Genomic DNA, 26,344 nt, shown 5'->3' with positions numbered 1-26,344 from the left:
GCTTGCGTCGGCCGCCTGAATCAATTCGGCGGCCGTGTTCCGGATGCCGGCGAGCAGGCCCGCGGGCCCGGATCGCGCCATCCCCGCACCACCACAACAGGAGTGTGCCATGCAATCGCAGACCATGGCGGCGGAGAAACTGTCTCCCGCCGCGCCGCCGGCCGACGCCGCGATAGCCATAGACGATGTGACGCTGCGCTTCGTCACGCCGGACGGCCACATGATGACAGCAATCCGCGATTTCACCATGACGGTGGCGCGCGGCGAGTTCGCCTGCGTCGTCGGCCCGACCGGCTGCGGCAAGTCGACGACGCTCAACCTCGTCACCGGCCTGTTGCGTCCGACCACCGGCAATGTCCGTGTCATGGGCAATCCGGTCACCGACATCAGCCGCGACATCGGCTTCGTCTTCCAGGCCGACGCGCTGTTTCCGTGGCGCAGCGTCATCGACAACGTCGCCGCTGGTCCGCTCTTCCGCGGCACGCCGAAGAAAGAAGCCTATGAGAAGGCGCGCGACTGGATCGGCCGGGTCGGCCTTTCGCGGTTCGAGAAGCACTATCCGCACCAGCTTTCGGGCGGCATGCGCAAGCGCGCGGCGCTTGCCCAGACCTTCATCAACCAGCCCAAGATCCTGCTGATGGACGAGCCCTTCAGCGCGCTCGACATGCAGACCCGCACGGCAATGCAGGACGAATTGCTGGGCCTCTGGTCGGGGTTGAAATCATCCGTCGTCTTCGTCACGCACGACCTTGAGGAAGCGGTGGCGCTGGCTGACAAGGTCTATGTGCTCACCGCCGGCCCGGGCACGGTGAAGAGCGTCTACCGCATCGACCTGCCGCGCCCGCGCGTCATGTCCGACATTCGCTACGACCCGAAATTCATCGAGATTGCTAAGGTGATCTGGAACGATCTGCGTGAGGAAGTGCAGCTCGGCCAAAGCCGTGGCTTGCAAGCGAGCCATTGAAAGGAGACTTGCCATGACCGCCATCTCTCCAACCGATCAGGCCGCCGCCCGCGCCACCTCGATCGTCGCCGCGGAAGCGCAGGCGAGGGCACGGCTGCGCAAGCGCCATGCTCTTGTCATCAGCCTGCGCCTCGCGATCCTTGTCGTCTTCCTCGGCCTTTGGGAACTCTGCGCCGACTACAACATCATCGACCCGTTCTTCTTCTCCAGCCCGTCGGGCATCTGGGAACAGATCTGGTCCTGGATCACCGAGGGCACCTCGCAGGGACCGCTCTGGCTGCAGATCTATGTGACGCTGGAGGAAACCTTCCTCGGCTTCGCCATCGGCGCGGTCGGCGGCATCGTGGCGGGCATCATCCTTGGTCGCAACAAGCTGCTGGCCGATGTGTTCTCGATCTATATCAAGATCGCGAACTCCGTGCCGCGCGTGGTGCTCGGCTCGGTGTTCATCATCGCGCTCGGGTTGGGCATGGCTTCCAAAGTGGCGCTGGCCGTCGTCATGGTGTTCTTCGTCGTCTTCGCCAACGCCTTCCAGGGCGTGCGCGAGGCCGACAGGGCGATGATCGCCAACGCCCAGATCCTCGGCGCCTCGCCGTTCCAGATCACCCGCTCGGTCATCATCCCTTCGGCGATGAGCTGGATCCTCGCCAGCCTGCATGTCTCGTTCGGCTTCGCGTTGGTCGGCGCGGTTGTCGGCGAGTTTCTCGGCGCCAAGCAGGGCATGGGCCTTTTGATCTCCACCGCGCAGGGTGCCTTCAACGCCAATGGCGTCTTCGCCGCCATGATCATCCTGGCAGTGATGGCGCTGGTGGTGGAGTTCATCATCACCCGCTTCGAGAACTATGTGGTGAAGTGGCGCCCGGCGCCGTTCAACGAACAGGGGGCGTGAGCGATCACCGCACATCATGTGTCGGCGCTTGGTGTGCGGCTTTCCCCCAAGGTGTGTGACAAAGTCATGCGCTGGTCTATATTAAGGGCCATTGAGGAGACGGTCATGCGAAACTCCCAACCCCTGACGATCACTCTGCCGCTCGAGATGGCGCAGATGGTGAAAGACAAGGTTGCCTCGGGCGAATACGCCACCGAGAGCGAGGTCATCCGTGATGGCCTGCGTACGTTGGCTGCCCGTGACGCGGCGATTGAACGCTGGCTGCGCGAGGAAGTCGTGCCGACGATGCAGGATGCGCGCGCCCATCCTGAGAAGCTGTTGACGGCCGAGCAGCTGCGCCGCAATCTCTCCGAGCACATCAACGCGCTTGCCGCCAAACAGCGCTCCGGTGCATGAAGTATCAGGTTAGGTTCCACGCTGCCGCCGAGCGAGACATTGCCGAACTGCTGAGCCAACTGGCGCCCAAAGCTGGCGCGGAAACTGCCTTGCGCTTTGTCGGGCGTATTATCGACTATTGCCTCGACTTCGCGACTTTCCCGGAGGCACGCGTCATGACGAGATCGCCCCCGGTTTGCGTACGGTAGGGTGGCGCCGGCGCGCAACCATCGCGTTCGAAATCGTGGATGACAAAGTGGTCATCCTCCGGATTCTCTACGCAGGTCGTACACTCGAACTGCCGGACGAAGAATCGGAACATTGACGCGGCCAGTCGCCTTAAGCCAGCGGCAGCCGCACCTCGACCTTGAGCCCGCCCGCGGCGGCATCGCCCAGCGTGACGCTGCCGCCGGCATTCTCGACCACCTCGCGCACGATCGCCAGGCCGAGCCCGCTGCCTTCCTCTGCCGAGCCGGCAAGGCGGTAGAAGCGTTCGAAGACGTGCTCCCGCTCCTCGGCCGGAATGCCGGGGCCGGTATCGGCCACCGTCAGCATGCCCTCGCGATCGACCATCGCCAGTCTGACAGTCACCGCGCCGCCAGCCGGCGTGTAGCGCAGCGCGTTGTCGACCAAGTTGACGATCATCTCGCGCAGCATCGTGCCGTCGCCGATCACCGCCACTGGTCCGTTCTCCTCGAGGCCGAGGTCGATGTCGCGCTTGATCGCCGCCGGCGCCTGCGCTTCCAGCACATGGCGGGCGGCCTCGGTGAGGTCGATGCGGTCGGCGCGTGGCCGTCGGCTGCCGGGCTCGGCGCGCGAGAGCGTGAGCAATTGTTCAGCGAGCCGCGCCAGCCTGCCGGAACTCGCTTGCAATGCAACCAGCGCCTCCTGGCGCCGGTCGGCCGCGGTTTCCCGCAAGGCATAGCTCGCTTGTGTCGACAAGAGCGCCAGCGGCGTGCGCAACTGGTGCGCCGCATTGGCGATGAAGCGCCGCTGCGCCGCCATTTGCGCCCGCACGCGCTCCATATAGGCGTTGAGCGCCTCGATCAGCGGCCGGATCTCGCTCTGCGCGCCCGGGACCTCGACCGGAACGAGATCGCTGCGGCTTCGCGAGCGCACGGCGTCGCGCAGCCGGATCAGCGGCGCCAGGCCGCGGCGCAGGCCAAGCAGCACGAACACGCCGGCAATGGCCACCAAGGCAAGCTGCTGGGCGAAGGCGCTGAGCCACAGCCGTTTCACCATCGCGTCATGGCCGGCGAGCGTGACGCCGACCGTGACCTTGATCGGCGAATCGGTGCCGGCGCCGATCACGGCATGGCTGAGCGTTGCCAGGCGCAGCCGGTGATCGCGGTAGGCGGCCTCGACGCTGCCGCGCTCCGGCGCCTCGGGCAGATCTGGATAGCCGCTCAGCAGCCGCCCGCCGGCGGTCTCGACGCGATAATAGACGCTGTCGCGGTCGCCGGTGTCGAACATCTCGATCGCCGCCGGCGGCACGGTAGCGTCGAGCGCGCCGTCGGCCATCGCCACCTGCTCGGCGATAGCGCGTGCCGAGCCGACCAGCATGCGATCGGTGACGAGGTCCGCCGTCGCCAGCGCATTGCGCTGGCTGGTCCACAAATTGATTGCGGCGAGCCCAGCCAGCGGCAGCACCACCCAGGCCAGCAATTGCAGGCGAAGGCTGGCGATCCGAATCTTGCCGATCCTCATGGCGCCGGATCGTCGTGGCGCAACAGATAGCCCAGGCCGCGCAAGGTGGCGATCTGAACGCGCGATCCCTCGAGCTTCTTGCGCAGCCTGTGCACATAGATCTCGATGGCGCTGGGGTCGGCGTCGGTGTCGAAGTCGTAGATCGCAGTCGAGAGCGCCGCCTTGCTCACCGTGCGACCGGCCTTGACGACGAGCTGTTCCAACACCGCGTGCTCACGCGGCGTCAGCGACAGCGTCGCGCCGGCAAGCGAGAACAGCCTGGTGTTGGTGTCAAAAGTGAGATCGCCGCAGGAAACGACCGGCGCGGTGCGGTCGTTGGCGCGGCGCAGCTGCACGCGGATGCGCGCTTCCAGCTCCTCGATCTGAAATGGTTTCGCCAGATAGTCGTCGGCGCCTTCGTTGAGGCCCTTGACCCGGCCGTCGAGACTGGCATTGGCGGTAAGCACGATAACCGGCACCGGGTTGCCGCGTGCCCGCAGCCTTTTCAGCACCTCCATGCCGCCCATGCGGGGCAGGGCAAGGTCGAGGATGATCAAAGCGTGATCCCCGGCGGCTAAAGCATGCTCGACATCCTCGCCGTCATGCACGACGTCGACGACATAGCTCGCCTGGCGCAGCGTCTTGCTCAGCCAATCGGCCAGTTCGCGATTGTCCTCAACAAGCAGCAGCCGCATCGTTCGTCGCTGTTCCTCCCAACGGCGTCGACCTTCGCCAAGGGGCGGCAGGCGGCGTCCAAATTGGTTCCCGAGGCAACCGATAGTATCGATCCGCGCGCAAGGCAAATGTGGTTTCTCGGCGGCCGCCACCCCGGTCATGGTGCCTGCCCAGCCACCTGTTCGGTCGTGCAAGTGATAAAACCGAACCGTTCGGTTCAATTAATGTTGACGGTTCGTATTGGCAGGGTGAACACCGGCACCTGCTATCTAGGTGCCGCATCGCGCGACGATCCCCGTAACCAATTGATATCAAATGACAAGAATGTGGCCGCCGCGTCGTTCAGTCGATTTCAAGATCGAACCGAACGGTTCGGTTCACAACTTTTCGTGATTGGAAATGGCAACAGGGCCGACCCATTTCGGGGTGGTCCGAGCGACGCGAATTTCCATTACGGCACGCCACTAGACGGACACGACTTTTGAAATCTGGAGTATCTGAAATGAACAAGATTGCTTTTGCCGCCGCTGCTTTCCTCATTGCCACGGGCAGCGCTTTCGCCGGCAGCGACCATTACGGTTCCGACAATGTCAACCAGCCGGCCGTAACGGCCCCCGCGGGCAACGTCGACAACACTGTCACCGGCTCGATCCGCAAGCTCGACAAGTTCGAGCAGCGCGAGTTCCACATCACACCTGATCAGAACCAGCCGCAGTCGGGCCAGGGCATCTGGGGCCGCTAACCGACCCCTCCTAACCCGCTTCAACCAACAAACTTCAAATCTGGAGTAACTCAAATGACCAAGATCGCTCTTACCGCCGCCGCCCTGCTTGTCGCCACTGGCGCCGCTTTCGCCGGGTCCGACCACTATAACCCCAACGAAGCCAACCAGTCGGCCGCTTCGGTCGACACCTCGATCACCGCTTCCACGAACAACTCGGACGCGGACGCACAGAAGCCGGTCGTCACGGGCGCTGACCACAACTTGTTCGGCAACCGCTAATCGGTTCGCTTGGCGAATCTTCGAACCAACAACCTTGAATCTGGAGTAACCCAAATGACCAAGATCGCTCTTACCGCCGCTGCCCTGCTTGTCGCCACTGGCGCCGCTTTCGCTGGGTCCGACCATTACAACCCCAATGAAGCCAACCGGCCGTCCGCCTCGGTCGACACCTCGCTCACCGCTTCGATCAAGAAGTCGGACGCGAACGTTCAGAAGCCCGCGGCTCAGGCTCCGGCCCAGGATCTGTTCGGCAATCGCTGAACGGCCTGGTCTTCCCAGACTTCAAAGCGGCGGGCTTGTCCCGCCGCTCTGTTTTTCTGCAGCCGGCTACCGCCGGTTTGAATCGCATCACAAGTATTTGTCATCACAAGCATTTGTAATCGTTTTGTCTTTTTCTGAGCGAAGTCCGATCCGACGCTGCCATGGCCGCTGAAAAGCGAACGCGCCGGGAATAAACCCAGGCCGCCGCGGGTCTTTTCGGCAGCGGGGCCATCCTCCCAAGGCCATCGCCCGACGAAACCAAACGGACAAGGAAAACCGAAATGACCAGGATCGCTCTCACCACTGTCGCAATGCTTCTCGCGATGGGCTCCGCGTTCGCCGGCAGCGACCACTATGGCGCCGATGGCGTCAACCAGGCAGCCGCCGTTGGCTCCGACACCAGCGTCACGGCTTCGATCCCGAAGCACAACACAGTCAAGCCGGCCCCGAAGGTCGATACCGAGATGAAGACTGGCGTGACCGGCGCTGCGGATTGGCCGGGTCCGCCATCGGACAACTGGGGCAATTGAGCTCGTCTTTGAAAATATTGAAGGCGGCGGGCTTGCCCGCCGCCTTGCTTAAGGGCCGCCAGGCTTCGGGCTACGTCAAATCCTTCGGCCGAACAAAATGCGTCAGTCGGGCACCACGGAAGTCGAGATCTGCCCAATCCTCGTCCAGCGTGAACCGGGCAAGAGCTGCCGTCGGAAACTTCGCTTCGATCTTCTTGAAAACGCTCTCATCCGATCCGGGGCCGGCCAGCCGCAACACAAAGTGCTGCAGGCCGGGATTGTGGCCGATCACTATCAGGCTCGCTGCCTTGGCCTGCCGCACGCGCGCCAGGATCGCACCGGCAGCCGCCTCGTAGAGTTCGTCGGCGAATTGCGCCGGCACGTTCTTCGGCAGTTCGGCCGCGACCAGCCGCCAGGTGTCGCGCGTGCGCAGCGCCGGCGAGACCAGCGCCAGATCCGGCAACCAACCGCGTCGCGCAAGCTCTCGCCCCATCAACGGAGCCGTCTTCAAGCCGCGCGGGCCTAGCGGCCGGTCGAAATCCTCAAGCTTGGGATCGTCCCGGCTCGACTTGGCGTGGCGGAGGATAAGAAGTTGTCTCAGGGGCATCGATCAGGACCAGGGAATCTCGACGTTGAAATCCTGCCCATGCCTACCACCGTATCTCGCTCCCGTCTCGGTATCGAAAGCAGCCGTCAGCACGCCACAAAGACGAAGAGGCCCACGTGCCGCTCATCCTTGTCCCATTTGACGGCAATGTCGGCCTCGGTGATCCAGACTCCGGATCGAACGTGGATCGCGCTGATAATTGAGCCATCAGGTTCATACAGGTAGAAATAGGCCGTGTCGCTTTGCGGTCCGTCCTTTCTTCGTACTCGAAGACGCCTGCAAGATCGCCTTTGGTGCGGACCGCGCTGTCGAAAACGTCCAAAGCCCAGTTCCTAGAGCAGCGTTGAGATATCCCGCGCGCCATGCACGACACGCACGACATCGATCCGTTCCGCTGCGAGCCTGTTGAGAATGAGATAGTTGCCGATGGTTAGCGCACGCGTGTCGGCCCCGATATCGGATCTTCGCGGTCCGGATTCGGGGAAGGCAGCGAGCTGTAGAATGCGTTCTGCGATTGCATCGAGAAAATGATCGGCGGCGCGCGGGCTATCCTTGGCAATGGAAAGCCAGATATCGGTCAAGTCATTTTCAACCGCCGGGCTGCGGACGATCGGCAGACCTGCCATGGATTACTTCTTGGCGGCATCGATAAGACGATCCCGAGCCTTCCGCTTGATATCGTCTATATCGAAAGGAACGAATGGACCGCTTTCCAGCCCCTCGGTCCAGGCTTTGCGCAGTCGCTCCACCTCGGCTTCCCGGAGAGGTTGCCGCAAGCGCCACTCACGCAGCGCCTCGCGGATCACCTCGCTCGCCGAGCCGTACCGCCCGCTCTCGACGGCATCTTTGACCATCTCAAGCAATTCTGGTGAAAGCGCCACGCTGACTTTTTCGACCGCTGCCATGGAAACTATCTCCTCATAGGATGGTAGTAATTATTGCTACCATCCACAAGGTTATGGCGTGATCCGCGCCAGCTGCTCGAGGTCGGTCTCCTCGCGCAGCGGATCGGGCGCCATCACCACCGAGGTAGCGTTGTCGGCGTCGTCGGCGAAATGGGCAAGCACGGTGTGGCCCTTTTCCATGCGCGCCTTGCCTTCGGCAACCAGACCCAGCGCCAGCGGGTAGAGCCGGTGCTCCACCTTGAGCACCCGCGCGGCAAGCGTGTCCTCATTGTCGCCGACCATCACCGGCACGGCGGCCTGCGCGATGATCGGGCCGTCATCCATCTCGGGCGTGACGAAATGCACCGAGCAGCCATGGATGCGAACACCGGCGCGGATGGCCCGCGCATGCGTGTCCAGACCCTTGAAGGCCGGCAACAGGGCAGGGTGGATGTTGACCATGCGCCCCTGCCATTTCTCGACCAGGCCGCGACCGAGGATCCGCATATAGCCAGCAAGGGCTACGATGTCGGCGCCGAAGCCGACAAGCGCGGCATCGAGCGCGGCGTCATAGGCATCCTTGCTCGGATGGTCGGCGCGCTGGATGACCTTGGTGGCGATGCCGCGCGACTGGGCGATACCGAGGCCGGCCGCGTTCGCGCGGTCGGAAATGACGCCGACGATTTCCGCCGGATAGGTTGGATCGCTGGCCGCCGCGATCAGCGCCGTCATGTTGGACCCGCGTCCCGAGATCAGGACGACCGTGCGTTTCCTGCTCATAGGCCGATCGAGCCCCGATAGATGACGCCGGCGTCGCGGCGCGGGACGATGCGGCCGATCGGCGTCACCGTCTCGCCGGCTTCCTGCAGCACCGCCGCGACCTGCGCCGCCTGGCCGGAGGCGACCGCGAGGATCATGCCGATGCCGCAATTGAAGGTGCGCATCATCTCTTCCGGCGCGACGCCGCCGGTCTTGGCCAGCCACGAGAATACCGGCGGCACGTCGATCGCCTCGAGGTCGAGCTCGGCGGAAAAATCCTTGGGCAAAACGCGCGGAATGTTTTCCGGGAACCCGCCGCCGGTGATGTGGGCCAACGCCTTGATGCCATGCGTGTTGCGGATCGCTTTCAGGATCGACTTCACATAGATGCGCGTCGGCTCGAGCAGCGCCTCGGCGAGGCTGAGCTCCTCGTTGAATGGCGCGGCATCACCCCAGCCGAGGCCGCTCGCGGCGACGATCCGGCGTACCAGCGAAAAGCCGTTGGAGTGCAGGCCGGACGAGGCAAGGCCGAGCAGCACGTCGCCTTCGACGATGTCGTCGGTCGGCAGCAGCTGGCCGCGCTCGGCAGCGCCCACGGCGAAGCCCGCAAGGTCGTAGTCCTTGTCGTGATACATGCCGGGCATCTCGGCGGTCTCGCCGCCGATCAGCGCGCAGCCGGCCTGCCGGCAACCTTGCGCGATGCCGCCGACGATTGAAGCGCCCTGGTCCGGGTCGAGCTTGCCGGTGGCGAAATAGTCGAGGAAGAACAGCGGCTCCGCGCCCTGCACGACGATGTCGTTGACGCACATGGCGACGAGATCGATGCCGATCGTGTCGTGCTTGCCGGCATCGATGGCGATCTTGAGCTTGGTGCCGACGCCGTCGTTGGCCGCGACCAGCACCGGATCGGTGAAGCCGGCGGCCTTCAGGTCGAACAGTCCGCCGAAGCCGCCGATCTCGCCATCGGCGCCCGGCCGGCGCGTGGCGCGCACCAGCGGCTTGATCTTCTCGACCATCAAATTGCCGGCATCGATGTCGACGCCAGCCTCGGCGTAGGTGAGCCCGTTTTTGCGCTTGGCCTTGTCGCCCTTGCTCATCGTCGGCTCGTCCTTGTTTCCATTGCCGGCTCTTCGCATGAATGGTTTCGGGGAGCAAGGCGCGAGCGCCAATCTCCCCCCTTGAGGGGGAGATGTCCGGCAGGACAGGGGGGGGCGCTGTCCCGCTGGCATATCAGGGAAATCTCTATTCAACTTTCAGATTGCCTGCTGACTGCTGTCCTCGCCAAAACCCGAATGTCGGCATTCCTTTGCCCCCCTGGCCTGCCGGTCATCTTCCCACAGGGCGAGATCAGCAGATCCTCCCTTGCGCCCACCCGCTATCTCACTCATCTTTTTCTCTACAAGAACACGACAGGACATCACGTGACCCTTCCCAACATGATCACGATCATGCGGCTGCTGCTCGTGCCCGCGGTGGTGCTAGCCATGCTGCAGGCGCGTTGGGACTGGGCCTTCGCCGGATTCCTCGTTGCCGGCATCTCAGACGGCGTCGATGGCTTCATCGCGCGTCGTTGGAACCAGTCGTCCAGCCTCGGCGCCTATCTCGATCCGATCGCCGACAAGCTTCTGCTTGTCTCGGTCTTCGTCGTCATGGGTTTTGCCGGCGAACTGCCGCTTTGGCTGGTGGTGACCATGGTCTCGCGCGACGGGCTCATCGTCTGCGCCGTGCTCTTGTCCAGCGTGATGAGCCATCCGGTCGAGGTGAAGCCGCTCTTCGTGTCGAAGGCCAACACCGCCGCGCAGATCGTGCTGGCGGCGCTTGTGCTGGGCGAACTTGCCTTTTCCGTGCACCTGGACCCGTTGCGGACCGCGCTCATATTGCTGACCGGGGTCTTGACCGTGGCTTCGGCCGCAGCCTATCTCGTGGCCTGGCTAAGGCATATGAGCGGCTATGGCGAAGGCTCCCGGACGAGCAACTTCCAAACCGGCGACATCAAGTCGGTCACCGGCAAGTCGGGCATCGGCAAGTCGGGCGGCTCCGACACGGGCGCCTGACGGTGAAGCCGCGGCGATCGCGGCAGACGACAGCTCGGGCGGGCTTCGCCGCCAGGTCTTCTTCTGGCTGGCGACGGCGGTCCTGCTGGCGCTGTTCCTCTACATTTTCTCGGGCATCCTCCTGCCTTTCGTCGCCGGCATGGTGCTCGCCTATTTCCTCGACCCGGTCGCCGACTGGCTGCAGCGGCTCGGCCTCTCGCGCCTGATGGCGACCGTGGTGATCCTGATTGCCTTCATCGTCGTGGTGGTGCTGGCCTTGGTCATCCTGGTGCCGGTGCTGGCCACCCAAATGGCCGATTTCGCCCGCAAGCTGCCGGAATATCTCACCCGCCTGCAATCGCTGATCACCAGTTTCGACCCGAAATGGCTGGAGCAGCGTTTCGGCGTCAACGCCGCCGGCCTGCGCGACGGGCTAAATTCGCTGCTCACCACCGGCTTCAGCCTGCTCACCACCGTGTTCACCTCGATCTGGAGCTCCGGCGTAGCGCTGGTCTCGGTGGTGAGCCTGTTCGTCGTCACCCCGGTCGTCGCCTTCTACATGCTGCTCGACTGGGACCGCATGGTGGCCGAGGTCGACGGCTGGGTGCCGCGCGATCATGTCGAGACGGTGCGCGCGCTTGCCCGCGACATCAACACCGCCACCGCCGGCTTCGTGCGCGGGCAGGGCACGCTCTGCCTGGTGCTGGGCGCCATGTATGCCACGGGCCTGACGCTGACCGGCTTGAACTTCGCCATCCTCATCGGCTTCTTCGCCGGGCTGATCTCCTTCATTCCCTATGTCGGCTCTTTGACCGGGCTGGTGCTCGCCGTCGGCGTCGCCTTCGTCCAGTTCTGGCCGGACTGGACCATGGTGGTCGCCGTGGCCTGCGTGTTCTTCGTCGGCCAGTTCATCGAGGGCAACATCCTGCAGCCGCGGCTGGTCGGAAAGAGCGTCGGCCTGCACCCGGTATGGCTGATGTTCGCGCTGTTTGCCTTCGGCGCGCTGTTCGGCTTCGTCGGCCTTTTGATTGCCGTGCCGGCCTCGGCGGCGATTGCCGTGCTGGTGCGCTTCGCCATCGCTCGCTATCTCGAATCGCCGCTTTACAAAGGCCACGCCACCCAGCCCGCGCCGCAATTGCCGGCCGATCGCGGCGGCGGCCATCGCTCGACACGGGGCTGAAATGGCTGCTCAGCCAGCCGACCCGCCGCGCCAGCTGCCGCTCGATCTCGGCCACGGCACCGGCTATTCGCGCGACGAGCTCGTCGTCTCGGGCACCAATGCGCAAGCGGCATCGCTGATCGACCGCTGGCCGGACTGGCCGTCGCCGGTGGTCGTGCTGGCCGGGCCGCCCGGCTCGGGCAAGACGCACCTCGCCCGCATCTGGCAGGATCGGACGCATGCTGCCGCCATCGATCCCGGCCGGATCGGCGAGCACATTGCCGGGCTCGGCAGCCGGCCGGCGCTCATCGACGACATCGACAAGGCGGCGGTCGACGAGGAGGGCCTGTTCCACCTGATCAACGCCGTGCGCGGCGCGGGCTCGACGCTGCTTTTGACGGCGCGGCGTTTCCCCTCCGCCTGGCGCGTCGCGCTGCCCGACCTCATCTCGCGGCTGAAGGCGGCGGCGACGGTCGAGATCCACGAGCCGGACGACCTTTTGCTCGCCGGCGTCATCACCAAGCTCTTCGCCGACCGCCAGGTCGAGGTCGAGCCGCATGTGGTGCAATATCTGGTGCGCCGCATCGAGCGCTCCCTCGCCACCGCCATGCGCATCGTCGAACGCCTCGACCGCGCAGCCCTCGAACGCAAGACGCCGATCACCCGCGCCTTGGCCGCCGAGACCGTGAGCGCCATGGACGAAGGGCAGGGCGAGTTCGATATTTGAGGCTGAACTGCCTGCGCATGACAATCAGGGTCCACTATGCTATGTGATAGCAATGAGATCGGATTGATATCAATGACAGCGGTTACGATCAGAAATCTTCCGGAAGAGACACATCGCGCCCTGCGCGTGCGCGCGGCCATCAATGGCCGCAGCACGGAGGCGGAAATCCGTGCCATTCTGGAAGACGCGGTTCGGCCGGAGGGTCGCGTCAGGGTGGGCACGCTAATGTCCGCCATTGCTCGCCGGGCGGGCGTGACGGACGAGGACGTTGAAGCGCTTGAACAAGCCCGTGAGAAAAGCCCGGCTGAGCCGCTGAAATTCGAATGATCCTCCTGGACACCAACGTCGTTTCGGAGGTGATGAGACCGCAACCTAACGCCGCGGTCCTGGCCTGGATGGACGAGCAGGTCGCCGAGACATTCTATCTGTCCAGCATCACGCTGGCGGAAGTGCTGTTCGGCATCGAAGCCATGCCGGCCGGCCGGCGGAAAAATGCGCTGGCCGAAACCTTTGCCGGGATTTGTGCAATCTTCGATCAGCGCATCCTGGCCTTCGACGCCGAGGCGGCATGCCGCTACGCCGGTCTTGCTGTAAGGGCGAGAGCCGCCGGAAAGGGATTTACCGTGCCTGACGGGTACATGGCAGCTATCGCCGCCGCGAAAGGCTTTCAGGTTGCGTCGCGTGATGCCGCGCCGTTTTATGCGGCCGGCGTGTCCGTGATCAACCCGTGGGAGCCGGCTGAGTAGCCGTCCCGTTTCGGAACAATCTTTCAGGCATCCATCTTGCAGCGCAGCCTTCGCCGGTTGATCCCGGTCCCGGTCGCGTACCAGATCGGGTTGTAGGCTCGCCGGGCTCGAGGTGTTGGGGTTCTCGCCCGGCGGGTTTACCGCTCTCCGAGCTGCGGCATTGTAATGGACCATCAAATGGTCTATTTAATGGACCAAATCAGGTCCATTATGGGTTGTCATGCAGATATCCGTGACAGACGCCAAGGGGCAGCTGAGCGAACTGGTGAGGCGGGCCGAGGCTGGAGATGAGATTATCCTGACCCGCCACGGTCACGCGGCCGTGCGTCTCGTCCCGCTACGGTCCGTGCCGGACCGGACGCACCGCCGGAGCCTGCTGCAGGCCGTCCGGGCCTCCGGCGCCGCGAAAGCCAGTGCCGGCCCGCCTGCGGCGCGCAGCCAGGATTTCCTTTATGGCGATGACGGCCTGCCGGAATGATCGCGGTCGATACCTCGGCCTTGATCGCCATCGTCCTCGACGAGCCAGCGGCGGACGCCTGTATCGCTGCGCTCGAAACGGAAGACGAACTTCTGATATCGGCAGGAACCGTAGCCGAGCTCCTGATTGTTGCCGCTCGACGCGGCGTGGCTGAGGAAGTGCAATCCCTGCTCGACGCGCTCGGCTTCGAGATTACGCCGGTCACCGAAGGCGCGGCTCGGCGTGTTGCCGAGGCTTACGCGCGATGGGGCAAAGGCATCCACGCCGCGGCGCTCAACTTCGGCGACTGCTTTGCTTATGAAGTGGCGAAGGACCGGGCCTGCCGGCTGCTCTATGTCGGCGACGATTTCTCCAAGACCGACATCGAAGGCGCGATTTGAGCGATCCTGTAAGGAGGGGGATTGATGCGCGGCATTGCGCTTTCGGCAGTAGGCTTGCTCATTGCAACCGGGGCTTCGGCCCAAACGGTTGATGCCGATCGGTGCGTTCAGCTCCTGCAGGACATGGAGCTTTACCGAGCAGGGCAAGGCGACCAAGCGTCCGAAACTCTGAGCGGCACCAAGCTGGGCCTGCGTCTTTGCGTGCTCGCCGGCTTCGTTCCCAAGGGCATCGTTGAGACCTTTGTCGGCCCCGGTCCAAGTGCCAACTGATCTTGCGCGCGCCGCTCCGGTCGCCGGTTTTGGCGCCAACTGAAGTTGCGCGGTCGATTTTCGGCCGCCGCTCGCTCCGGTCTCGCCGCTTGTCGCTCAATCCCTTGCGTTCTGCGGCTTTGCGCGGCTGATCCCGGCCTTTCCCACCTTTTCCCGCCCCATCGCCGGCTAATGCCATCCGATCTTGCGCGTTACAGATCCGGAAGTGGCCGCCCTGGGTTGTCCTGGGGAAGAGGCAATGGTCGGAGTGGCGTGATTCGAACACGCGACCCCCTGATCCCAAATCAGGTGCGCTACCAGGCTGCGCTACACTCCGACGTCCCGCGGCGTATAGGGGGCGCACGCCCGGAAGGCAACATAAAAACCGAGGTCGGAACTGGCGATGCCGCTCAGCGTTGCTGGCCGGCGATCTTCCTGGCGATCGCAGCGCCCTGGATCCTTGCATTGGCAAAGCAGCCGCGAATGCTCGGCCGCATGCCGGTGAACCAGAGTCCGGGCAGCTTCGGGTCGTTCGCGGCGCCGTTGTACAACGGCACGCCCTTGGCGTCGAGCACGCCGAGCCGGCCCAGCATCGTCTCCAGCCCCGTGCGGTAGCCGGTGGCGGCAATGACGATGTCGGGCGCGATCGTCTGGCCGTTGTCCAGCACGACCCCGTCGCGCCTGAATTCGCGCAGTTGCGGCACCACGATGATGCGCCCGGCCTTGATGGCATCGACCGCGCCGTCGTCGGCGGCGATCGCCGTATAGTCGGAACCGAGCCGGCTGGCGCCGCCCGCCGGGGCAGGGGGCAGGCCGTATTTCGTCAGATCCCCGAACACCAGGCGCTGCGTTGCCGCCATGGCCGCGTCCGCGAGACTTGTCGGCAGGCTCGCCATCACCGGCGACAAGCGGTGCACGGCGATCTTGCCGATACGCTTGGGCAGCAGCGAAGGTCCGTTGCGCGCCGAAAGCCACATCTGGCCCGTCTCGGCGCGGGAAAGATGGTTGAGCGCGTCGAAGCCGGAATTGCCGGCGCCGATCACCAGCACCGTCTTGCCTGCATAATCGCTCGCCCTGCCGAAATCGGCCGAGTGGATGATCGATCCTGAAAAATCCTCCATGCTTTTCCAGGCCGGGATGAAGGGTTGCCGGTCGCGCCCGGTGGCGATCACCACATAGCGCGCCGCCTTCAAGCCCGCGCTTGTCCGCAGCAGCCAGTGGTCGCCACGAAATTCGATCTCGTCGACCTTGACGCCGAAGGCGATCGGCAGCCGGTGCGTTTCGGCGAAATCGTTGAGGTGGCTGATGACCGCGCTGCGGTGCGGGAAGGCCGGCGTTCCCGCCGGAAAGGAAACGCCCGGCAGCGAGGAGAGGTCGCGATGCGTGTTGAGGTGCAGGTTGTCATGGCGGCGATGCCAGGGCTCGGCCAGCCGTTGCTCGCGTTCCAGGACCTGCGTCGTCACACCGGCCTTGACCAGCGCATAAGCGGCGGCAAGCCCGGCGGCGCCCGCGCCGATGACAATCGCGCCTTCCAGTATCGCAGGCTCGCCGACCCCCGACGGCAAGACTTTCGCTTCCGCGTCCATTGGTGTCTTTATCGTCGCCATCATGCCCTCAACTGGCACGACCATGTATCTGACATATGCCGCTCACGTGCCAAAAGGAATAGGCGGATGTTGCGAGACCTCCGGCATTGTGTCGCGGATTTTTACGAGCGCCGGCTAATGAGCCGGGTCGGCGTGGCGATGCACCAGCTTGAACGCGCCATCCTCCAGCCGGAACACTTCCGTCACCCGCAAGGTCATCTCGGTCGCCTCGCCGTTCTTGCCGATGCGCGCCTTGGCATGCTGCAAGCCGCTCCAGAAGGCCAGATCGCCGCTTGCCGAAGCCTGCAGCACCTCAAGGTCGGTGTTGCCGCCCTTGTGGAAGCTTGCAGCGTCGCGTTCGTAGCGGCCGGCGACCGCTTCGGCGCCTTCGAGATGGTCGCCTCGCGGCGAGAAGAACGTCGCCGGTCCGGCGTGGGTGACGATCGCCTTCAGCGAGGTGGCATCGCCATTGACATAGTCCTCGGCGATCTTCTCGCGCTGCTTCATGAAGGCATCGAAGGACGAGCCGCCGGGATGCACCCTCCTGATCCAGCTTTCCAGGCCGGCCATGAAATTCTCGAGGAAGGCGGCGGTGTCGGCATTGGTGACGGCGCCCTTATCGTCGAGCAGCTCCGCCACATTGCCGATATAGGCCTCCGGCTGCTGCATCACGGGCATGTCGAGGAAGACGAAGGTCTGCCGAAGCGCCTGATTGGAACCGAAGGCGCCGATCTTGCTCGGGCTGACGCTGACGACCCCGGCTGGCAGGCCCTTGAACACGCTCTTGCCCGGCGGACGAGAGCCGACATCGAGCGCGTTTTTCAGGCAGCCCGGGATCGAGCGGTTGTATTCCGGGGTGACGAACAGCACCGCGTCGCATTCGCGTATCGCCGCGCGGAAAGCCGCCCACGCCGCAGGCGGGCTGTCGCCATCCAGATCCTCGTTGTAAAGCGGCAGGTCGCCGATCTCGATGAAGCGGCAGCGCACCGAATCCGGCGCGCGGGCGGCGAGCGCCTTGGCGATCTTGCGGCTGAAGGACTGGGCGCGCAGGCTGCCGACAAGCACAGCGAGCTGCAGGACGGCGTGTTCGGTTGCATTGGTCATGGCGAAACGTCCGGTTCTGATGGGCTCACAGGGTTGGGCCGGCCCGGGCCGGTCGGCCGACCTTTCGATAATGTCGCCAGCGCAGCGAGGTTCCCTACGCAGTGGCGGGGGCCTGGCCGCTTGCGGCCTTGCCGCCGCGGCCATTGCGCAGTAATGACGGATTGGCGCGAGATTTCAGGCCTCCTGCGGGAGGCTCTGATGTCGCGCCGAACAAGGTGCCCGGTCTTCGGGCGGCAAAGAGGTGGTCATGTCCGCGCGAATTTTCAGTCCAGCCAAAACCGCGATGCAGTCCGGCAAGGCCAAGACAGGACATTGGGTGCTGGAATTCGACCCCGCCCAGCGCAAGAAGATCGACCCGCTGATGGGCTACACCACCTCGGGCGACATGCTGAGCCAGGTGAAGCTCACCTTCGAGACGAAGGAAGAGGCTGTGGCTTATGCCGAGAAGGAAAAGATCGCCTATCGCGTGGAAGAGCCGAAGGAAACCAAGCGCCGGCAGATTTCCTATTCGGACAATTTCCGCTATGACCGCAGGACGCCCTGGACGCATTGACTCCCGGTCTTGCGTCGCCTGGCGTAACCCGCCTCAGCCGGCCCGGCCGGCCGACGGTCCCGTAGCTCAGCTGGATAGAGCACCGGCCTTCTAAGCCGATGGTCGCAGGTTCGAATCCTGCCGGGATCGCCATTTTTGGCAATCTTGTCGACGCAAATGTACGTTTTTTGCTTACGCCAACTTGGTTTGTGTACGCTATCTGCTTACATGACGCATGATCAAGTCATTCAAAAGCAAAGCGCTGGCAGATCTGTTCTCCACCGGGAAAACTGGAAAGATCGATGCCAAGATGCACAAGCGCATCCTTGTCCGGCTTGACCGCCTTGCGGCCTCTGAGCGGCCAAAAGATATGGACCTGCCAGGGTTTGATTTTCATGCCTTAAAGGGCTTCGATCCGACCCGTTATACGGTCCATGTGAACGGCCCGTGGTGCATCACATTTGAATTCGATGGCGAAAAGGCCGCCGCGTCGATTTCGAACAGTATCATTGAGGCGGACAGACTGGGGAAGTCGGATTTATGAGCGAGCACAAGCCGAAGCGTCCCGTCGAGCGTTGCCCGTCCCACCCGGGAGCTCTGCTTGAGGACATCATCCCGGCGACTGGAAAGACTAAGGTGGAGATCGCCCGGCTGCTCGGGATTTCGCGACAGCAGCTCTACGATATCACTCGCGAAAGGAAGCCGGTTTCGCCGGCCGTCGCGGCTCGGCTCGGAAAGATGTTCGGCGACGGCGCGGCGATCTGGCTTCGCATGCAGGCGGCTCATGATGCTTGGCATGCCGAACGGGACGTGGATGTCAGCGCTATCCCAACGCTGCACGCAGCGTAACAACGGTCCGCCGCTCAGCTGGATTGAGCACCGGCCGTCTAAACCGACGGTCGCGGGTTCGAATCCTGCCGGGATCGCCATTTTTTTGGGCGCGTTCCGGACACATAGGTTACGGTTTATACCGGAGACATGGATAACACTTTTGGCCCGAAGATCTGGTCGGCGCTTAAAAGTCTTCGGCTACCCTGCCGCTCGCGCCGCCAAGATATGTATTCCAGACGTAGTCACGGATGAGTTTTCGATGGTCGGCTGTTCTGCGGTGATAACTGGGTCGGTCAGGGTAGGATACGCCGGCAACATGGAAGAACGCTTCCTCGATGATCTCATGGTGCCCGACCGCGCCCGCCATCGTCATCGGGTTTTCCCGCGCGATGGCTACCGCAACGTCACTTGTCCTGTCCAAATGCGAGTAAAGGACGTTCCAGTTTGCGCCGCCGGTATCAAGCCCCTTGTTCAAGCGGGGTTCGAAGTTCAGCTTTCGTCCGCTCGTGGCGGAGAAGCGATAGAAGCAGAAGCCTGCCCATAAATTCCAGTGTCGATCGGTCGGCTTCGGCTCGTGGATATGATTTCGACCTGGAAGGAACAGCTTGCCGTAGACAACCTTGCCTTTCATCTTGGCCGGGATGTCAAAAGGCACTACCGGGAAACAGTCATGATCAATGAAGCCGAATAACTCAGGCTCCAGGTGCCGTATGATGTTATGATAAGCCCAGTTTATCGCGGTTCCATGCGATCTTGACAGATGTTTCTCCACCCGCATCGGCAGCGCCAAGTAAGGTACGCCTCTTACCTCACAGATGCTTTCTATTACCTGTCTCGATGCCGGATCGGTCGAATTGTCGACAACGGCCAGGGTCATTCCCGGCGGGTGCATTTCCCATGCCTTGGCCAGCGCATCTATGACCCAGGGCGTATTGAACGCCACTGTGAAACAGACATGCGATGCACCAGTGGCTTTCAGGCGGTCTGCAAAAATGCGTCCAGCGGCTCGGCCCCGATGCTCGAAAGCCTTGTACACTAAGCCATTTCTGGCTTCCTTCGCCGCGATGATTGCCGGCGCTCTGGTTATGATATCGACAATCTTCAGGCCCATTTGGCCTGCATAACGTGACGTGAGGAGAAAGGGAAGTTCGCCTTCGATCCCTTGGCCCCTGGTATGGAAAGGAGATCGAAGGCGTCGAGTCGGAGCGCTGAAATCAATGGCAGAACTGCTCGATCCGGCGAAACATTCCCCTCCTGCCGTCAGTTCTCATAGCCAGTTTAGAGTGACCACCTGTCTCGCTGGCGCCATAGATCTATAGGAGTTCGCCATAGGCGATACCAGCCGGCTCTTCTTATTTGCTCGGCAATTGGAGCGTCGCTGTACATCTTGAAGAACTGCAGCACGCGCGGACTGGCGAAAGCCTTTTTGCCGCGTGTGTTGTAGTCGCTGACCGGGAGGCGGTGTCGGCTCAGAGTCAAGCCATTTCGAGAGAGCGCGACGCCGATGCAAAACTGCTCCGGTGCGTCCGTATTGGTCAATTCGCGTACGGCCAACATCGCGGAATAGGCCTCGGTCAATGCACCGGCATTGGCTCGATGAATGCCAAGGATTCCGCTTTGCCACATCGGTTCGCGGCCTGTCAGGGTGTAGTCTCCGATTTTGACGCCTTTGCCTGTGAGAACCGGGTAAAGCCGATGCTCGCCCTCGCACTTACGCATGAAAGAACGTGTCGGAGAAATCTGTCGGAACCCTCTGGATGGATCGACATAAGCATAATGGTCCGAGTCCATGAAGATCAGGCGGTCCGCTCGCTTCAGGATCTCGATCAGGAAACCAGCCTTGATGCCGAAATGATAGCGCCGGCCGAAAGACATCAACTCTTTCTGGTCGGCGGTTATAGCGATTGTCTCTACGGGGTATGGGCGAAAGAATTCGGGCCTGTCGGTTGCGACGATTATCCTGGCGCCTGGGCAATTGTGCAGAAGCTTAAGCGCGCTGAGCAGCGCGCCGAAGTGATAAACCTCGTTATCGCCATAGGCGATATAGCCAAAAACGTCGTTCATTCGATCTATGGGAGATGTGTCTGAGACGCTCCCCTCTACCAACAGAGGCAACCTCAATCCACTCGAAATTTCCCCAATGTCGTTGCGCGGATAACAGGTTTTCGGTGGGTCGCTCCCTTGCGCCGACCGAAGTTCCCGGTTGATGGTTCGGCCGGTCCGAGGCTATGTCGCAGAAGTATTGGGGAGGGATCTGGATGTCGGCGCTTTCCAAATGGCTAAGGGACATGCGCTCCGGATTGCCGGAGCATGTGACCGTTGGCCGCCATACCTATGGCGTGACATGGCGAAAAGTCTTGGCCCCCTTGAAGGATGCTCCGTTGCAAGTCGGCGCCTTCTGCTCGGTTGCCGGTCGTGTGGTTTTCATTTGCTCTGGCCAGCATCCGACCGAGAGCGCAACCTCATTTCCAATCTACAGCCAGTTGCTGAATCAGCCGGAGCCAACCGCAAAAGGCGGCAAGCCGGCCGGCATCACCGTTGGCAATGACGTCTGGATCGGCAATGGTGCAATGATCCTGCCGGGCGTGGAGGTCGGCGATGGCGCGGTCGTCGGCGCCGGTGCCGTCGTGACCAAACATGTGCCGCCTTATGCCGTCGTCGGCGGGTCTCCAGCCCGACTGATCAGATATCGGTTCCCCGAGGAGACCATAGCGAAGCTGCTGGCAATCCAGTGGTGGCGCTGGGACGACGATAAGGTCAGGCGCGAGGCGGCCTCGCTCACCGGCCCGATTGAGACTTTCGTCGAGAAGCATTTTGTGGCAGGCACCGCAACGAGATGACGGCTAGCGGTTAGCGGAAAATGAAATCGTGTTTCTTCCTGGCGACCGATGGCAACTACTTTCCATATGCCTGCCTGACAGCGCGCCGGATAATTGATGTCTCCACGCCCATCGACGGCTTTCTGCTCTACACCGGCGCAAGCGAAACGGACCTTGAGGTCGCCCGTCATCTGCTTAAGGGCAAGGTCGAACTGGTCGATGTCACGGATTTCATGACCAATTTCGGCTTTCGCTTTGGAACACACAGCATTGCCGCTTACGTTCGGCTTTTCGCCGACCAGTTTCCGGTTTTCGAGTCGTATGATCGCATCGCATACACGGATTGCGATGTTCTCTTCAACAGAGATATCAATGACTTGGCCGGGCAGCGGCTGCACGCGCCGCTGCTCGCCGCGCATGACGACTACATGTATTTCAGGCCTTCATACCGGCAAAAGCTCAAGCTGGCGCCCGGAGCGCCGTATTTTAATTCCGGTGTCGTCGTCTTCGACATGAACGCCGTCCGGGAGAACGCCCTGCTGGAGCAGACGCGAAAGACCGCCATTCATGGCCAGATGAACGATCAAAATGCCCTGAACGTCGTCTTCGAGGGCAAATGGCAAACGATGCACCCCAACTGGAATCTGCAATCGCTTGGAGCGAGAGAATTTCGCTTCTCGCAGGCCTGGGCCAGGCATTTCGCGGGCGGCAAGCCGTGGGGCAATCAGGTCGGCGTCGAACTCGAAGCTCTCAGGATATGGCGCGACCTGGCAAAGGACACGCCCTGGCGCAAGCCGTTCGAGCAGCGCATACCCTTCGAACGCGGCGTGATGAAGCGCATCATCCGGCGCTTCGACGCTGTTGCCGGTCTTTTCGGCAAGGACGTGCAGCGCCGCCGGGCCAGATATGACGGCACGAAGATGCATCGGCTCTACGCCCGGCAGGCGGATGAAGGAGCGATGGCGGTCCAGTTTCCCGAAGTGCTTGGCGATTTCGCCTGATCAGGCGCGCAAGCCTGGTTTGCGCCCGCCGCTATGGAACCGACCGTTTACCGGCGCTCGCGTTGCGGCTCCGACTCGCCAAAATGGAACGGCCTGGACCCGTCAGGCAGCCCCGAAGCCCGCGGCCGGCGTTTCTCACGTGTCTCACGGGATGCGTGGTGTCCTGCAGTATGTGTCGGTCGTCGCTTCGCCCTCATTGAAAACAAAAGCCCGCCGCGGCAATGGGAAACCGCGACGGGCTTGGCGACGCCCTGGTAGGGCGCCAATGGAAATCGAGGCTACGCCAGCAGGCCGGCGACCTTGGCCGCCTTGCGCAGTGTCTTGCGGGCTTCCACCGGGCTGCGCAGGCCATCGAGCGCATCGCGGCAGACACGGCTTGCCGAGCGCCAGGCGCCGCCGCGCGCCGGCCCCGGCCAGCGCTGGTCGAGGCATTCCATCGCCTCGAAACAGCTTGATACCTTGCGCTGGCCGTTTGGCTGGAAATCGATCACGACTGGTTCGGAAAACCAGACATCGTTCATCACTTCCTCCGTTCTTGTGATTGTCTTTAGAGCAAGCAATCGGCGCCGGATGGGCGCCCGATGCAGGTCCGCGGGGCGATGCGGAACCCGCGCGTTAACCAACCACCGCGCATTAAGTTCCGAAGAATCTTAAGGTGGCGACAGGCCGCGTTCGGACCGGCTCATGGGCACCGGCTGGCGCGCGATCCGGGCCGCTAAATCGCGCGGCAAAGGGCCTTGGAACGCTCTATTCCACCAGCACATGCGCCTCGCGCGCGGCGACGATAAAGGCCTCCCTGGCGTTGTCCGCCGCGATGTCGCCGCGGATCGCCCGGCGGCAGGCGCGCAGCGCCGCGCCATGCAGCGCGCTGCCGGCATCGCGCCATTGGCCGGTCAGCAGTTCGACGGCTTGCTCCGCGTTGGATATATGCCGGATAGAGCCGGAAACGCCGACGGCGACTTCGACCGGCCTGGAAAACCATCCCTGGATCATCGCGAAAGCTCTCCCGAAACATGTCGGAACACGAAATTTTGCCGCGTGGTTCCGATCCGGAACGTCAACTTAACGTGAAGCCGTATCACGAAGGTGGCGCACGTAGCTCATCTGCCAAGCGGCCGCCGCGAAAGCTCCATCAATTCCGCCTCGTCGGTGATGCCCGCCATGTAATTGGCGATGATGCGCGAAGCGCGCGCTTCCTTCTGTTCGGCGGTCTCGCCCTCGATATTGCCGTTCGCGTAGACACGGCCAAGCATGGCCGTCTCGTCGGGGGTGAATGTGTTGCGCACAGCGGTCATGGCTTCCTCCTATAGCCCGGCCCCTCTCTGCCCCGGCTAACATATTAGCATGCTTCAAGATCGGGAGTGAGTCGCCGGTACATCGCCGCAGGCCTCGTTGGTAAGCCGCCTCGGCCGGCCTGCTTTCTAGGCTGCGGCTGACCGCTGTTTTTGCCCGCCTCGTTATATTCTTGCCGAATGAGCGCTGCGCTGATACGCATTAGCAGCACGGAATTTTTCCGAGTCTGCATTGACTTGCGTCGAGAAAAGCGCCGTGCGTTCTGTCCGAGACCAGCAACCCCGACGTGGTGGCAACCGGGTTACGAAGGGGTTCTGGTCGAAAAGAAGCAGGGCAGGTCCCGTCCAAATCGGGGCAGGCCCGTCAACGCTCTGGAACTCCGAAGCCATTGCCCCCATGGCTCTTCGGAAGAGCATGAACCATGGGGAAATCGATGGTCACCAAGAAACTTACCGCCAACGCAGAAAGCGCGGCAGCCTTTCTTGCGGTGATGGGCAACGAGAAGCGTCTGCTCATCATGAACTACCTCGCTGAGGGCGAACTCTCGGTCGGCGTGCTCGCCGACAAGGTCGAACTCAGCCAGTCGGCGCTGTCGCAACACCTGGCCAAACTGCGCAGGTTTGGCCTTGTCGAAACCCGCCGCGATCGTCAGATGGTCTATTATTCCTGCAAGTCTTCGGCAGCGCGCGAGCTCCTGGCGCTGCTCGATGGCCTGCTGACCATGGACAAGCCGCTTGCCGGACCGGCAAGGCAGGCGTTTGTCGAGAGGATGCGGCGGCCGCAAGCCGCCTGAACAGACTGGCACGCACGGACGAGGCCGGGGGGCCTTCGTCCGGCGCGGCGCCTCAATGGCGTGGACGAGAATAGACGGCAATGCAACACGCAAAGCGCTGGTTTGCGTTTTGCCGGTTTGTTGTAGTCTTACGAATTCTTAATTTAGCGGCCACAAGTCTGCCGGGAAAGCGTCCGAAACGGGAAGACCTGTCAAACGGAGCCCTTCGGAATGGCCCTCGCCATGACCTACACGTCCACCCAGAAGTTCCTTCACTGGACACTATTCGCGCTCGTCGTCCTGCTCTATGCGCTGACCTATGGTGACGCTTTTTATTCCCGCGGGGATCCTGCGGTCGCATTCTTCTGGCGGTTGCACATTTCGTTTGGCCTTCTCCTTGCCGCGCTCGTGTTCTGGCGGGTGGTGCTGCGCGGCCTTAGGGGCGCGCCTGGCCTTCCGTCGGAAATGCCCGCTGCCGAGCAGGCAGCGGCGAAGATCGGGCATTTCATTCTCTATGCCCTGCTCGTCGCCATCCCCGTCCTCGGGATCCTGTTGACCTGGTTCCGGGGCGACGCGTTGAGCTTCTTCGGCCTGGTTACGATTCCCGCACCCTTCGCCCCGGACAGAGTGACCGCACGCATTATTCGCGAGCTTCATTCGCTCTGCGCGAACGGCATATTGATCATGGCCGGCTTGCACGCCATGGCTGCGCTTTATCACCACTTCATTCGCCGGGACACGGTCCTGATCAGAATGTTGCCGCGGAATCGGTAGTCAGCCGGTTTCCGCTCCATCACTTTTGATTGAAGGCGCCGTGACGGCGCGATCGCGGCCGCTCGCAAGGCTATGATAACGTGCCTCTTTTTGTTGGTGTCGCCTGATCCTGCCGGGCCGAAGATTACAGATTTGTAAGTCGCTGGGCCGGGCGCTGTTGGCTAAATTTCAAGTCGATCCACACCCCCGGATCATGACGGTGCCGAGCTTCCACTTCGGCTCCGTAAGAGGCTCGCCGCTCCGGCGGGCCTCTTTCGTTTCGGGTTGACGACGTGTTCGTTTCGGGTTGACGACGTGCCTTGCCTCCGGCCGACGACGCTACGCCATGAGCACGGCGGCGACAGGCAGTGGTCATACCGGCTCTAGTGTTCCGCCTATCGAAGTCGAGCCCGGCAAAGAGATAGAGCGGTTCGCCGTTTGCGTGAGACGGTGAATGCTCTAGCGTGCGCCGCGCTGCCTTGTGATGGCGCTGCGCGCGGCGAGCACCAGCACGGTGATGATGATCAGGATCACCGAAAGCGCGGCGATCGCCGGGTCGATGTTGTCGCGCAGGCCCATCCACATCAGGCGCGGCAGGGTGATGGCATTGACCGAGGTGATGAACAGCGTCACGCCGATCTCCTCCCAGGAGAGCACGAAGGACAGCAGCGCCGCGGTGACGATGCCGAACTTGATGTTGGGCATGATGACGCGCGTCGCGCGCTCCCATACGCTGGCGCCGAGCCCGCGCGCGGCAAGGTCGATGCGCCGGTCGAGCTGGCTGAGCGACACCAGGATGAGCACTGTGGCGAAAGGCACGGTCATCACCGAATGCGCCATGGCGACGCCCAGCCAGGTATCGTAGCCGAAGAAGGAGGTGAGGCCGGAGACCGAGGTGAGCAGAAAATAGAGCGTCACCGCCGAGACCACCGGCGGCACAACCATCGGCAACAGCACGAAGCCGACAAGAGCGGCGGTGAAGCGCGGCTGGAACATCCACACACCGAGGCTGAAGGTGAGCGCCAGTGCCGTCGAGAGAACGCTGCTGACGATGCCGATCCTGAGCGACAGCAGGATCGAGTCCAACCAGCGTGGATCCTCGATCAGCGAACGGTAGTGGCGCAGCGACAATTCACCCGTCGGCATGGTCAGCATCCGGCTCGGCGTCAGCGACACCGGGATGACGGCAAGCAGCGGCATCAGCAGGAAGAGCGCCACCAGCACGGCGAGGAGCAGCGAGACGGGGCCGGGGCGGTAGGTCGGCATCTT

The 26,344-nt window shown here is 62.8% G+C and carries 35 protein-coding genes, 2 tRNA genes and 2 pseudogenes; 23 read left to right on the top strand and 16 right to left on the bottom strand.

Translation table 11 applies throughout. The annotated features are described in order from the left end of the window. Positions 1 to 109: 109 nt before the first annotated feature. The 3 genes from FJW05_RS22465 (at position 110) to FJW05_RS22455 (ending at position 2,249) form a co-directional block, all read left to right on the top strand. Positions 110 to 964 carry an ABC transporter ATP-binding protein gene (locus FJW05_RS22465; protein ID WP_140635766.1) on the top strand — a complete coding sequence of 285 codons (855 nt, stop codon included), beginning with the start codon at positions 110 to 112 and terminating at the stop codon, positions 962 to 964. A gap of 13 nt (positions 965 to 977) precedes the next feature. Then, positions 978 to 1,853: an ABC transporter permease gene (locus tag FJW05_RS22460; RefSeq protein WP_140635764.1), complete on the top strand. Its 876-nt coding sequence runs from the start codon at positions 978 to 980 to the stop codon at positions 1,851 to 1,853. A gap of 105 nt (positions 1,854 to 1,958) precedes the next feature. Next, positions 1,959 to 2,249 (top strand): type II toxin-antitoxin system ParD family antitoxin, encoded by a 291-nt coding sequence (locus tag FJW05_RS22455; protein ID WP_140635762.1) that lies wholly within the window; start codon positions 1,959 to 1,961, stop codon positions 2,247 to 2,249. Between the two features lie 318 nt (positions 2,250 to 2,567). On the opposite strand, the gene FJW05_RS22450 is transcribed toward FJW05_RS22455, so the two are convergent. Together FJW05_RS22450 and FJW05_RS22445 are read right to left on the bottom strand one after the other, a co-directional pair. Next, positions 2,568 to 3,920, bottom strand: a complete 1,353-nt coding sequence (locus tag FJW05_RS22450) for a sensor histidine kinase (RefSeq protein ID WP_140635804.1) — start codon at positions 3,918 to 3,920, stop codon at positions 2,568 to 2,570. 11 nt (positions 3,921 to 3,931) lie between these two features. Then, entirely contained in the window at positions 3,932 to 4,609 is a 678-nt protein-coding gene (locus FJW05_RS22445) for a response regulator (protein WP_140635760.1), read from the bottom strand. 482 nt (positions 4,610 to 5,091) lie between these two features. Between FJW05_RS22445 and FJW05_RS22440 the strand changes: the two genes are divergently transcribed. From FJW05_RS22440 to FJW05_RS22425, 4 genes are all read left to right on the top strand, one after another. After that, complete coding sequence (locus tag FJW05_RS22440) at positions 5,092 to 5,331, top strand: DUF680 domain-containing protein (protein WP_095767085.1); 240 nt, start codon at positions 5,092 to 5,094, stop codon at positions 5,329 to 5,331. Positions 5,332 to 5,385: 54 nt separating this feature from the next. After that, positions 5,386 to 5,592, top strand: a complete 207-nt coding sequence (locus FJW05_RS22435) for a DUF680 domain-containing protein (RefSeq protein ID WP_140540976.1) — start codon at positions 5,386 to 5,388, stop codon at positions 5,590 to 5,592. Between the two features lie 54 nt (positions 5,593 to 5,646). Beyond that, on the top strand, positions 5,647 to 5,853 hold the full coding sequence (locus FJW05_RS22430; protein WP_140540978.1) for a DUF680 domain-containing protein: 207 nt from the start codon (positions 5,647 to 5,649) through the stop codon (positions 5,851 to 5,853). 281 nt (positions 5,854 to 6,134) lie between these two features. Then, entirely contained in the window at positions 6,135 to 6,383 is a 249-nt protein-coding gene (locus FJW05_RS22425) for a DUF680 domain-containing protein (RefSeq protein WP_140635758.1), read from the top strand. A 70-nt stretch (positions 6,384 to 6,453) separates the two neighbouring features. On the opposite strand, the gene FJW05_RS22420 is transcribed toward FJW05_RS22425, so the two are convergent. The 5 genes from FJW05_RS22420 to purM form a co-directional block, all read right to left on the bottom strand. Further along, entirely contained in the window at positions 6,454 to 6,969 is a 516-nt protein-coding gene (locus FJW05_RS22420; protein WP_140635756.1) for a histidine phosphatase family protein, read from the bottom strand. Positions 6,970 to 7,301: 332 nt separating this feature from the next. Further along, entirely contained in the window at positions 7,302 to 7,595 is a 294-nt protein-coding gene (locus tag FJW05_RS22410) for a type II toxin-antitoxin system RelE/ParE family toxin (protein WP_140540984.1), read from the bottom strand. A 3-nt stretch (positions 7,596 to 7,598) separates the two neighbouring features. Continuing rightward, positions 7,599 to 7,874, bottom strand: a complete 276-nt coding sequence (locus tag FJW05_RS22405; protein ID WP_140540986.1) for a type II toxin-antitoxin system ParD family antitoxin — start codon at positions 7,872 to 7,874, stop codon at positions 7,599 to 7,601. Between the two features lie 51 nt (positions 7,875 to 7,925). Then, positions 7,926 to 8,633: a phosphoribosylglycinamide formyltransferase gene (purN, locus tag FJW05_RS22400; RefSeq protein WP_140540988.1), complete on the bottom strand. Its 708-nt coding sequence runs from the start codon at positions 8,631 to 8,633 to the stop codon at positions 7,926 to 7,928. Further along, positions 8,630 to 9,709, bottom strand: coding sequence for a phosphoribosylformylglycinamidine cyclo-ligase (gene purM / locus FJW05_RS22395; protein ID WP_140635754.1), 1,080 nt, complete (start codon positions 9,707 to 9,709; stop codon positions 8,630 to 8,632). Before purM ends, purN begins: the two co-directional genes overlap by 4 nt. A gap of 324 nt (positions 9,710 to 10,033) precedes the next feature. Between purM and FJW05_RS22390 the strand changes: the two genes are divergently transcribed. The 8 genes from FJW05_RS22390 to FJW05_RS22355 all read left to right on the top strand — a co-directional run bounded on the left by FJW05_RS22390 (position 10,034) and on the right by FJW05_RS22355 (position 14,405). After that, a complete protein-coding gene (locus FJW05_RS22390; RefSeq protein ID WP_140635752.1) occupies positions 10,034 to 10,666 on the top strand; it encodes a CDP-alcohol phosphatidyltransferase family protein in 633 nt (210 codons plus the stop codon). Then, on the top strand, positions 10,563 to 11,825 hold the full coding sequence (locus FJW05_RS22385) for an AI-2E family transporter (RefSeq protein ID WP_246673597.1): 1,263 nt from the start codon (positions 10,563 to 10,565) through the stop codon (positions 11,823 to 11,825). Before FJW05_RS22390 ends, FJW05_RS22385 begins: the two co-directional genes overlap by 104 nt. 1 nt (position 11,826) lies before the next feature. Next, on the top strand, positions 11,827 to 12,531 hold the full coding sequence (gene hdaA / locus FJW05_RS22380; protein ID WP_140635750.1) for a DnaA regulatory inactivator HdaA: 705 nt from the start codon (positions 11,827 to 11,829) through the stop codon (positions 12,529 to 12,531). Positions 12,532 to 12,603: 72 nt separating this feature from the next. After that, positions 12,604 to 12,858, top strand: coding sequence for an Arc family DNA-binding protein (locus FJW05_RS22375; protein WP_140635748.1), 255 nt, complete (start codon positions 12,604 to 12,606; stop codon positions 12,856 to 12,858). After that, on the top strand, positions 12,855 to 13,277 hold the full coding sequence (locus tag FJW05_RS22370) for a type II toxin-antitoxin system VapC family toxin (protein WP_140635746.1): 423 nt from the start codon (positions 12,855 to 12,857) through the stop codon (positions 13,275 to 13,277). The genes FJW05_RS22375 and FJW05_RS22370 overlap by 4 nt, the downstream gene beginning before the upstream one ends. A 220-nt stretch (positions 13,278 to 13,497) precedes the next feature. Continuing rightward, positions 13,498 to 13,755 (top strand): type II toxin-antitoxin system prevent-host-death family antitoxin, encoded by a 258-nt coding sequence (locus tag FJW05_RS22365; protein ID WP_140635744.1) that lies wholly within the window; start codon positions 13,498 to 13,500, stop codon positions 13,753 to 13,755. After that, on the top strand, positions 13,752 to 14,135 hold the full coding sequence (locus FJW05_RS22360) for a type II toxin-antitoxin system VapC family toxin (protein ID WP_140635742.1): 384 nt from the start codon (positions 13,752 to 13,754) through the stop codon (positions 14,133 to 14,135). The genes FJW05_RS22365 and FJW05_RS22360 overlap by 4 nt, the downstream gene beginning before the upstream one ends. 24 nt (positions 14,136 to 14,159) lie before the next feature. Next, a complete protein-coding gene (locus tag FJW05_RS22355; RefSeq protein ID WP_140635740.1) occupies positions 14,160 to 14,405 on the top strand; it encodes a hypothetical protein in 246 nt (81 codons plus the stop codon). 239 nt (positions 14,406 to 14,644) lie between these two features. Here the strand turns inward: FJW05_RS22355 and FJW05_RS22350 are convergent. The 3 genes from FJW05_RS22350 to FJW05_RS27940 form a co-directional block, all read right to left on the bottom strand. Continuing rightward, a tRNA-Pro gene (locus FJW05_RS22350) sits at positions 14,645 to 14,721 on the bottom strand. Positions 14,722 to 14,794: 73 nt separating this feature from the next. Next, the gene (locus FJW05_RS22345; RefSeq protein ID WP_140635800.1) at positions 14,795 to 15,970 is read right to left on the bottom strand and encodes an NAD(P)/FAD-dependent oxidoreductase; all 1,176 of its coding nucleotides are present in this window, start codon (positions 15,968 to 15,970) and stop codon (positions 14,795 to 14,797) included. Positions 15,971 to 16,105: 135 nt separating this feature from the next. Continuing rightward, entirely contained in the window at positions 16,106 to 17,074 is a 969-nt protein-coding gene (locus FJW05_RS27940) for an NAD(P)H-dependent oxidoreductase (protein WP_140541081.1), read from the bottom strand. Positions 17,075 to 17,321: 247 nt separating this feature from the next. Here FJW05_RS27940 and FJW05_RS22335 point away from each other — a divergent pair, with 247 nt between their 5' ends. The 4 genes and pseudogenes from FJW05_RS22335 to FJW05_RS22320 all read left to right on the top strand — a co-directional run bounded on the left by FJW05_RS22335 (position 17,322) and on the right by FJW05_RS22320 (position 18,455). Then, complete coding sequence (locus tag FJW05_RS22335; protein ID WP_140635739.1) at positions 17,322 to 17,627, top strand: ETC complex I subunit; 306 nt, start codon at positions 17,322 to 17,324, stop codon at positions 17,625 to 17,627. A 55-nt stretch (positions 17,628 to 17,682) separates the two neighbouring features. Next, a tRNA-Arg gene (locus tag FJW05_RS22330) sits at positions 17,683 to 17,759 on the top strand. A gap of 82 nt (positions 17,760 to 17,841) precedes the next feature. Beyond that, a pseudogene (locus FJW05_RS22325) lies at positions 17,842 to 18,119 on the top strand (type II toxin-antitoxin system RelE/ParE family toxin). 27 nt (positions 18,120 to 18,146) lie between these two features. After that, entirely contained in the window at positions 18,147 to 18,455 is a 309-nt protein-coding gene (locus FJW05_RS22320; protein WP_140541083.1) for a HigA family addiction module antitoxin, read from the top strand. A gap of 166 nt (positions 18,456 to 18,621) precedes the next feature. Here FJW05_RS22320 and FJW05_RS22315 read toward each other — a convergent pair whose 3' ends face one another. Together FJW05_RS22315 and FJW05_RS22310 are read right to left on the bottom strand one after the other, a co-directional pair. Then, complete coding sequence (locus tag FJW05_RS22315) at positions 18,622 to 19,548, bottom strand: hypothetical protein (RefSeq protein ID WP_140635737.1); 927 nt, start codon at positions 19,546 to 19,548, stop codon at positions 18,622 to 18,624. A gap of 167 nt (positions 19,549 to 19,715) precedes the next feature. Continuing rightward, positions 19,716 to 20,501, bottom strand: a complete 786-nt coding sequence (locus FJW05_RS22310) for a hypothetical protein (RefSeq protein ID WP_140635735.1) — start codon at positions 20,499 to 20,501, stop codon at positions 19,716 to 19,718. 458 nt (positions 20,502 to 20,959) lie between these two features. Between FJW05_RS22310 and FJW05_RS27985 the strand changes: the two are divergent. Then, positions 20,960 to 21,187, top strand: a pseudogene (locus FJW05_RS27985) (DapH/DapD/GlmU-related protein); the annotation flags it as partial. A 110-nt stretch (positions 21,188 to 21,297) separates the two neighbouring features. Further along, entirely contained in the window at positions 21,298 to 22,257 is a 960-nt protein-coding gene (locus FJW05_RS22300) for a glycosyltransferase (RefSeq protein WP_140635733.1), read from the top strand. 278 nt (positions 22,258 to 22,535) lie between these two features. On the opposite strand, the gene FJW05_RS22295 is transcribed toward FJW05_RS22300, so the two are convergent. From FJW05_RS22295 to FJW05_RS22285, 3 genes are all read right to left on the bottom strand, one after another. Beyond that, positions 22,536 to 22,778 carry a DUF982 domain-containing protein gene (locus FJW05_RS22295; protein ID WP_095767102.1) on the bottom strand — a complete coding sequence of 81 codons (243 nt, stop codon included), beginning with the start codon at positions 22,776 to 22,778 and terminating at the stop codon, positions 22,536 to 22,538. Positions 22,779 to 23,004: 226 nt separating this feature from the next. After that, positions 23,005 to 23,250, bottom strand: a complete 246-nt coding sequence (locus tag FJW05_RS22290) for a DUF982 domain-containing protein (RefSeq protein WP_095767103.1) — start codon at positions 23,248 to 23,250, stop codon at positions 23,005 to 23,007. A gap of 107 nt (positions 23,251 to 23,357) precedes the next feature. After that, complete coding sequence (locus FJW05_RS22285; protein WP_140541087.1) at positions 23,358 to 23,552, bottom strand: hypothetical protein; 195 nt, start codon at positions 23,550 to 23,552, stop codon at positions 23,358 to 23,360. A 431-nt stretch (positions 23,553 to 23,983) separates the two neighbouring features. On the opposite strand from FJW05_RS22285, the gene FJW05_RS22280 reads away from it, so the two are divergent. Together FJW05_RS22280 and FJW05_RS22275 are read left to right on the top strand one after the other, a co-directional pair. Next, on the top strand, positions 23,984 to 24,343 hold the full coding sequence (locus FJW05_RS22280) for a metalloregulator ArsR/SmtB family transcription factor (protein WP_140541088.1): 360 nt from the start codon (positions 23,984 to 23,986) through the stop codon (positions 24,341 to 24,343). 210 nt (positions 24,344 to 24,553) lie between these two features. Then, positions 24,554 to 25,096 (top strand): cytochrome b, encoded by a 543-nt coding sequence (locus FJW05_RS22275; RefSeq protein ID WP_140635731.1) that lies wholly within the window; start codon positions 24,554 to 24,556, stop codon positions 25,094 to 25,096. A 438-nt stretch (positions 25,097 to 25,534) separates the two neighbouring features. Here the strand turns inward: FJW05_RS22275 and FJW05_RS22270 are convergent, their stop codons facing one another. Then, positions 25,535 to 26,341 (bottom strand): ABC transporter permease, encoded by an 807-nt coding sequence (locus FJW05_RS22270; RefSeq protein ID WP_140635729.1) that lies wholly within the window; start codon positions 26,339 to 26,341, stop codon positions 25,535 to 25,537. Between the last annotated feature and the right edge of the window lie 3 nt (positions 26,342 to 26,344).

The organism is Mesorhizobium sp. B2-9-1 (assembly GCF_006439455.1).
GTDB lineage: Bacteria > Pseudomonadota > Alphaproteobacteria > Rhizobiales > Rhizobiaceae > Mesorhizobium.
The sequence above is the reverse complement of the archived record's forward strand: the minus strand, read 5'-3'. Positions and strand labels throughout refer to the sequence as shown.